6 protein-coding genes and 1 pseudogene are annotated in these 6,285 nt (G+C 65.8%); 1 reads left to right on the forward strand and 6 read right to left on the reverse strand.

From position 1 onward, the window contains the following. A partial coding sequence (locus tag EOA60_RS14295) for a substrate-binding domain-containing protein (protein WP_164899307.1) occupies window positions 1–450 on the forward strand: 450 nt, incomplete at its 5' end. Between the two features lie 229 nt (window positions 451–679). On the opposite strand, the gene EOA60_RS14300 is transcribed toward EOA60_RS14295, so the two are convergent. The 6 genes and pseudogenes from EOA60_RS14300 to EOA60_RS14325 form a co-directional block, all read right to left on the reverse strand. Beyond that, window positions 680–2,122 (reverse strand): S8 family serine peptidase, encoded by a 1,443-nt coding sequence (locus EOA60_RS14300; RefSeq protein ID WP_128311519.1) that lies wholly within the window; start codon window positions 2,120–2,122, stop codon window positions 680–682. Further along, window positions 2,112–2,780, reverse strand: coding sequence for an anti-sigma factor (locus EOA60_RS14305; protein ID WP_095824427.1), 669 nt, complete (start codon window positions 2,778–2,780; stop codon window positions 2,112–2,114). Before EOA60_RS14305 ends, EOA60_RS14300 begins: the two co-directional genes overlap by 11 nt. Further along, window positions 2,777–3,343 carry a sigma-70 family RNA polymerase sigma factor gene (locus EOA60_RS14310; RefSeq protein ID WP_095824373.1) on the reverse strand — a complete coding sequence of 189 codons (567 nt, stop codon included), beginning with the start codon at window positions 3,341–3,343 and terminating at the stop codon, window positions 2,777–2,779. The genes EOA60_RS14305 and EOA60_RS14310 overlap by 4 nt, the downstream gene beginning before the upstream one ends. A gap of 272 nt (window positions 3,344–3,615) precedes the next feature. After that, on the reverse strand, window positions 3,616–4,455 hold the full coding sequence (locus EOA60_RS14315; protein ID WP_095824426.1) for an alkaline phosphatase family protein: 840 nt from the start codon (window positions 4,453–4,455) through the stop codon (window positions 3,616–3,618). 87 nt (window positions 4,456–4,542) lie between these two features. Then, window positions 4,543–6,198, reverse strand: a complete 1,656-nt coding sequence (locus EOA60_RS14320) for an ABC transporter ATP-binding protein (protein WP_128311521.1) — start codon at window positions 6,196–6,198, stop codon at window positions 4,543–4,545. Beyond that, window positions 6,198–6,285 (reverse strand): annotated as a pseudogene (locus EOA60_RS14325) (ABC transporter permease); the annotation flags it as partial. The gene EOA60_RS14320 and the pseudogene EOA60_RS14325, both read right to left, overlap by 1 nt.

The following is a 6,285-nucleotide window of genomic DNA, read 5'->3' on the forward strand; positions in this document are numbered from 1 at the left end:
ACCTTCGCCATCCATCGCGAGCGCGGCGTGCGCCGGGCGCTTGCCGCCAGCGGACTGACACTGGGCGAGCGCCACATCTGTTCCACGACCATGACCGAGGAAAATGGCTATCGCGCCGCCCGCCGCCTGCTCGAAGAAAGCGGAGCCCCGACGGCGATCGTCTGCTCCAGTCTCATCATGGCGCTCGGCGTCGTCCGCGCCGTGCGCGATCTCGGCCTGACCATTCCGGGCGATCTGTCGCTGGTCGCCCATGACGACGTCTTTCCCTGGCTGCGGCCGGAGAATTTCCCGGTGCCGCTGTCGACCACGCGCTCCTCTATCCGCCTTGCCGGCGCGCGTGTTGCCGAGCGGTTGGCGGCGCGCATATCAGGGCTGGAAGAGGGCGCGCGCGGCGAGGTCTGGCCGGTCGATCTGGTGGTGCGGGGGTCGGTGGCCGGCGCGCCGGTGTAGGTATCGTGTTCCGACAGACGAGACGCGTTGAGTTCCGTCGCACCCCCCTCTGTCCTGCCGGACATCTCCCCCGCAAGGGGGGAGATTGGACGTCGCAGCCGTATTCGCCAATACTCGACTTTGAGGAGCGGGGTCGGCGCTGAAACTGCTGATCTCCCCCCTTGCGGGGGAGATGGCCGGCAGGCCAGAGGGGGGTGCTGTCCCGCCGGCGCCCCAGATTTTCGGGAGCCTATTTCTTCGCAGCCCCAGCTGCTTTTATATCCAACAGCCCATAGCCGAAGTCATTGTCCCGCCCCTTCGGGCCGAGATCCTTGGCCGTGGCCGCCAGCGCCTTCTCGATCTCATCGGCCGAGCGGTCGGGCGCGGCATGGATCAGGTTGGCGATCGCGCCTGAGACGATCGCGGCGGCGAAGGAGGTGCCGGTCACCACGTCCGAGCCGGTGCCGCTCGGCGCAACCATCTCAACGCCCGGCGCCGAGAGGAAGACATAGGCGCCGCGATTGGCTTGCGGCATCAGCCCGTCCTTGGCGTCGGTCGCGGTGACCGCGATGACCCCGTCGAAGGCTGCCGGATAGCCGTAAGGCGCTTTCGGCCCGTTGTTGCCGGCCGCTGCGACCAGCACCATGCCGAGCGCGCGCGCATTGCGGCAGGCGGTGCCGAGGAGGTCGTTCTTCGGCCCGACGAAGCTCATATTGATGATGCGCACGTCCTGTTCCGCCGCCCAGTCGAGCGCCGACAGGATGACATCCATACTCGACTTGCCGCCCTCGAAGGCCCGTGCGTGATAGATCTTGGCGCCCGGCGCGCTGGAAGGCATCGCGCCGACGCCGGCGATCAGCCCGTCGACGGAGGTGCCGTGGTCGCGCTTCTTGATCGGCACGTTCGGCATGGCGTCGAACTGGTCGGCGATCACGCCTTTTAGCGCTGGGTTGGTATCGTCGATGCCGGTGTCGATGACGGCGACGCGCACGTTCTCGCCGCTCGCCTGTTTCGAATCGAGCGCGATGCGCTCGAAGGCATAGTTCACGATGCCGGCTGCCTGCTGCAGCGAATAGATGTGGTTGGGCTCACGCCGCTGCGTACGCCCGTCGGCGGCAAGCTGCGCCAGCACGACGCCGACCGGCCGTCCGTCCGGAATGCCGTAGCGCACCAGCGTTGTGCCGAGCAGCCGCGACTGGCGCTGCGAGCGCACCTGAAGTCCGAAGGTGGTGGCGATCTGCTGCACCGCGCCGGCATCGCCGGCGACCGTCACCAGCACCTCGTCGGGCACGAAGTCGCCACTGACCGCACGCGGCGGCGCGACGACATTGAGCCCGGTAGGCGGTGTGATGGGGCCGCTTGGCGGCGGAGCAGGCGCCGCTGTGCTTGTTGGGCTCTTTGGGGGCGCCGGCTGCGTTGGCGCAGGCGTCGGCCGTGCAGGCGGATTCGGGAACAGGTCGACAATCAGCGACGGCAGGAACACGGCGCCGCCGACGGCATTGCCCGCGCCGGATTGCCCGCCACCATTCCTGACGCCGTCCTCGTCGCAGTCAGCGCCGGCCGCCGTCGTCCGGTTGAGGCAGTCGATCTGCTTTTGCGAGAGGTTCGGATCGTTGGTCTGCGCCACGGCGGGAGCGCCTACAAATGTCGCCGCGAGGATTGCCGCATGAAGAACGACCGCCTTAGCCGCCATCGACCGGTTTCCTTCCCTGCACCACAGCTTCCGCGAAAGGCTGGGCGGCAATAAGGCCGACGAGCTTGTCGTAGTCGGCCGCCGTGCTGGCCGGGATTGTCACGTGAAACACATCGTCGGCGGTCGGCCCGCCGGCGATCTTCAGCCCGTTCTGCCCAAGGAAGGCGGCGATATCCGACATCCTGGCATCCGGCTTGAACTTGACCAGCGCGAAGGGCAGGTTTGCCAGATCATCCTCAGCGCCAGCGATTTCAAAGTCGTTGCCCTTGCCGCCCGGCCGCTCGAAAGACTGCGCCACGACCAGTGCAAGCAGCGCCGCGGCCGCCGCCCAAGCGACACCCGACGGGATTGCCGTGACCCGGCCGAAGACCTTCGCCAGCCATGACTGGCCGGGGGGCGTGCGCGCCGGACCGGCCTCGGCGTCGAGCGCCCTTGCAAACCGGGAGAGCGCGTCGGCCGGCGGTCGGATCGCTTCGTTGGCGGCGGCGGTGCCGGAGAATTCGGCTTCCGCCTCGCCGAGCGCGGCCATCGCCGCAGGATCGGAGGCCAGCCATTCCTCGACGGCTTCGAGTTCTGCGCCTTCCAGCGAACCGTTGAGGTAGAACGGCAGCAGCGTCTCCATCTCGTCGCGGCGCGACATCTTTTCAGCGGCGCTCATGGCCACCCCCTGTCGTAACCGGCCGCCTTGAGGGCCTCGCCGAGTTTCTTGCGGGCGTAGAACATCCTGGTCTTGACGGTGGCAACCGGGATGTTGAGCACCTCGCCGATCTCGGTCACCGACTGGCCATGGTAATAGGCAAGGTCGATCACCGTGCGGTGTTCCTCCGGCAAGGCATCGACAAAGCGGCGCAAGGCGGCGGCCTTGTCTTCCTTCATGGTGACCACTTCCGGCGTGTCGGCGCTGTCGGGAACCTGCGCCGCGTCATCGTCGTCGATCCAGTCTTCCTTCTTCTTGCGCAGCAAGGACAGTGCCTTGAAGCGGGCGATGCCGAGCAGCCAGGTCGAGACTTCGGAGCGGCCTTCGAAGCCCGGCGCTTGGCGCCACAGCTCGAGAAAGACCTCGTTGGTGATATCGTCGGCCATCATGTCCGATCCCGTCTGGCGCGCCACGAAACGGTAGATCCGCGCGTGGTGACGCATGAACAGGAGCCGCACGGCGGCCCGGTCGCCCTTCGCGACCCGGTCTACAAGCGCGCGATCGGTTTCGGTCGCCGCGTTCATGGCCGGTCGAGCCGCCTGGCTCCTCGTGGCTCTGTCGCTGGTCGGTCCAAAAAGGTTCATCCTCCGCCAGGGAATTTTCGGAAGCTAACCGAAGAAGATGAGCGTTGCCAGAGGTGGCTCCCCCTTCTCCCCTTGTGGGAGAAGGTAGATCGGCGCGGAGCGCCGAGACGGGTTAAGGGGTGTTCCAGCGGAGTGAGACGTTGGCGTTCACTGAAACACCCCTCATTCGTCGCCTTTGGCGACACCTTCTCCCACAAGGGGAGAAGGGGAAGCTAAATCAAAAACACCTTCCCCTTCATCGTCGCCGGCACCTCCACGCCGAGCCGGCTCAGCACCGTCGGCGCGAGCTGCAGCTGGTCGAGCAGCGCGTCGGCTTCTGGACCCTTCGCCGGCCCGAAATAGTAGAGCGCGAAATCCTGCATCTCGTCGTCATGCCCGCCGTGATGGCCGCGGTCCGTCTGGCCGTGATCGGCGGTGACGATGACTTCATAGCCGGCTTCGCGCCACCCGGGCAGGAAGGCGGCGAGCATACCGTCCATCGCGTAGCAGGCATGATCCATCTCGTGGCAGTCGTGGCCGAAGCGATGGCCCATCGAGTCCAGCGTGCAGCTGTGCAGGACGCCGTAGTCGATGCCGTGGCGGCGGGTGAGCATGGTCAATGTCGCGAACAGGTCGACATCGCTCGGCGTCATCTGGTTCTTGAGATTGTAGCCGGTCATGGTGTGGAAGCGGCCATGCGTGATCGGCCCGCCAGGCTCGTCGAATTCCATGTCCTCGACGAGATCGAATGGATGGGAGCGGAAGAATTCCGACCAGTAGGAATGCGTCACCGCCCCGGTTCTGCCGCCGGCCTTGCTGACCTCCGAGAAGATATCGGGCTGCCTGACCCGGAACCGGTTCTCGTTGGAGAGGATGCCATGAACCTGCGGCGTGACCCCGGTATGGATCGAGGCGTAGCAGCAGGCCGATGTTGACGGCAGCACGGAGCGCATTCTCCACACTTGCGCCTCACCAGACTGTACCCAGCCTTCGAGATTGCCCATGAGCCGGCGCCAGTTCCGGTAGGGCACGCCGTCAAGGATGATGAGCAGCAATTTGGATTTAAGCGCCACGGGCAATTCCATGCGGTCTGGCGGGAGAGATCGGCGGGCTTGACCGGTCCGGCCAAGTCCGAGAAGTGCAGCGAAGAGCTAGCCAGCTTAGTTGCCGGCGCTTTCCATGCGCCGGCCGGCAATCGCCTTCTCCAGCCAGCCGATCTCCATTTCGGGGACGGAGGACAAGAGAAGGTCGGTATAGGCATCGAAGGGCGGCGCCAGCACCTTGCTCTTGGAGCCGTAGCGGACGACCTCGCCGCGATACATGACCGCGATCGAATCGGCGATCGACTTCACCGTCGCGAGGTCGTGGGTGATGAAGAGATAGGCCACTTTCTCGATCTGCTGCAGGTTGAGCAGCAGCTTGAGGATGCCGTGGGCGACCAGCGGATCGAGCGCCGAGGTCACCTCGTCGCAGATGATCAGCTTCGGCTTGGCGGCCAGCGAACGGGCGATGCAGACGCGCTGCTTCTGGCCGCCCGAAAGCTCGGCCGGATAGCGGTCGATGAAGCCCTTTCCCATCTCGATCTGGTCGAGCAGCTCGGCGACGCGCTTGTCGCGCTCGCGGCCTCTTATGCCGAAATAGAACTCGAGCGGCCGGCCGATGATCGTTCCCACGGTCTGGCGCGGGTTCATCGCGACATCGGCCATCTGGTAGATCATCTGCAGCTGGCGCAGATCCTCCTTCGGCCTATCGGAGAGCCTGTTGCCAAGCGTTCGGCCGTCGAAGAAGACGCTGCCCTGCTCGGGCGGCAGGAGGCCGGTGATGGCGCGCGCCAGCGTCGATTTGCCGGAACCGCTCTCGCCGACGACGGCCAGCGTCTGGCCCGGGTAGATGTCGATCGAGACGTTCTTCAGCACCTTGACGAGACCGCCGCCATAGGCGGCCGTCACGTTCTTCACCGACAGCATCGGTGTGGTGCCGGGCTGCTGTTCGTTGTGCTCGATCTCATGCACCGAGACCAGCGCGTTGGTATATTCCTGGCGCGGCTCCTTGATGATCTGGCGGGGACCGCCCCATTCGACCAGCCGGCCATGGCGCAGCACCATGATCTCGTCCGCTACCTGCGCCACCACGGCGAGGTCGTGGGTGATGTATAAAGCCGCCACATGGGTATCGCGGATGGCGTCCTTGATCGCCGCCAGCACATCGATCTGCGTCGTCACGTCGAGCGCTGTCGTCGGCTCGTCGAAGACGATCAGATCAGGCTCGGAGCAAAGCGCCATCGCCGTCATGACGCGCTGCAACTGGCCGCCCGAGACCTGGTGCGGGAAGCGCTCACCGATCGTTTCCGGATTGGGCAGGCTGAGCTTCTTGAACAGCGCGACGGCTCGCTTTTCGGCCTCGGCCCGGGTTGCCGTGCCGTGCAGAAGCGTCGCCTCCACCACCTGGTCCATCAGCCGGTGCGCCGGATTGAAGGCCGCCGCCGCCGACTGGGCGACATAGCACACTTCGCGGCCGCGCAGCTTGCGCAAGCCCTCCTTGCCGCCCTTCAGTATATCGCGGCCGTTGAGGATCACCTCGCCGCCCGTAATGCGCACGCCGCCCCGGCCATAACCCATCGAGGACAGGCCGATCGTCGACTTGCCGGCGCCGGATTCGCCGATCAAGCCGAGCACTTTGCCCTTCTCCAGCGTCAGCGAGACATCATGGACAAGGGTGATGGTCTTCGGCGCCTCGCCGGGCGGGTAGACGGTCGCCTCGATGCGCAGATTGCGGATGTCGAGAAGTCGGCCGGAATTTGCTTTGCTGTCAGCCATCACCCGCGCCCTCCCTTCAGGCTGGTCGTGCGGTTGAGCACCCAGTCGGCGACAAGGTTGACCGAGATCGCCAGCATCGCGATCGCC

Origin of the sequence: Mesorhizobium sp. M1A.F.Ca.IN.020.06.1.1 (assembly GCF_004023265.1) — a bacterium.
Classification (GTDB): Bacteria; Pseudomonadota; Alphaproteobacteria; order Rhizobiales; family Rhizobiaceae; genus Mesorhizobium.

Bases quoted from the DNA above. Each gene is read 5' to 3' on its own strand.
- EOA60_RS14305 (WP_095824427.1), bottom strand. From the start codon at position 2,780: ATGAGCGCCGCTGAAAAGATGTCGCGCCGCGACGAGATGGAGACGCTG.
- EOA60_RS14300 (WP_128311519.1), bottom strand. From the start codon at position 2,122: ATGGCGGCTAAGGCGGTCGTTCTTCATGCGGCAATCCTCGCGGCGACA.
- EOA60_RS14320 (WP_128311521.1), bottom strand. From the start codon at position 6,198: ATGGCTGACAGCAAAGCAAATTCCGGCCGACTTCTCGACATCCGCAAT.
- EOA60_RS14310 (WP_095824373.1), bottom strand. From the start codon at position 3,343: ATGAACGCGGCGACCGAAACCGATCGCGCGCTTGTAGACCGGGTCGCG.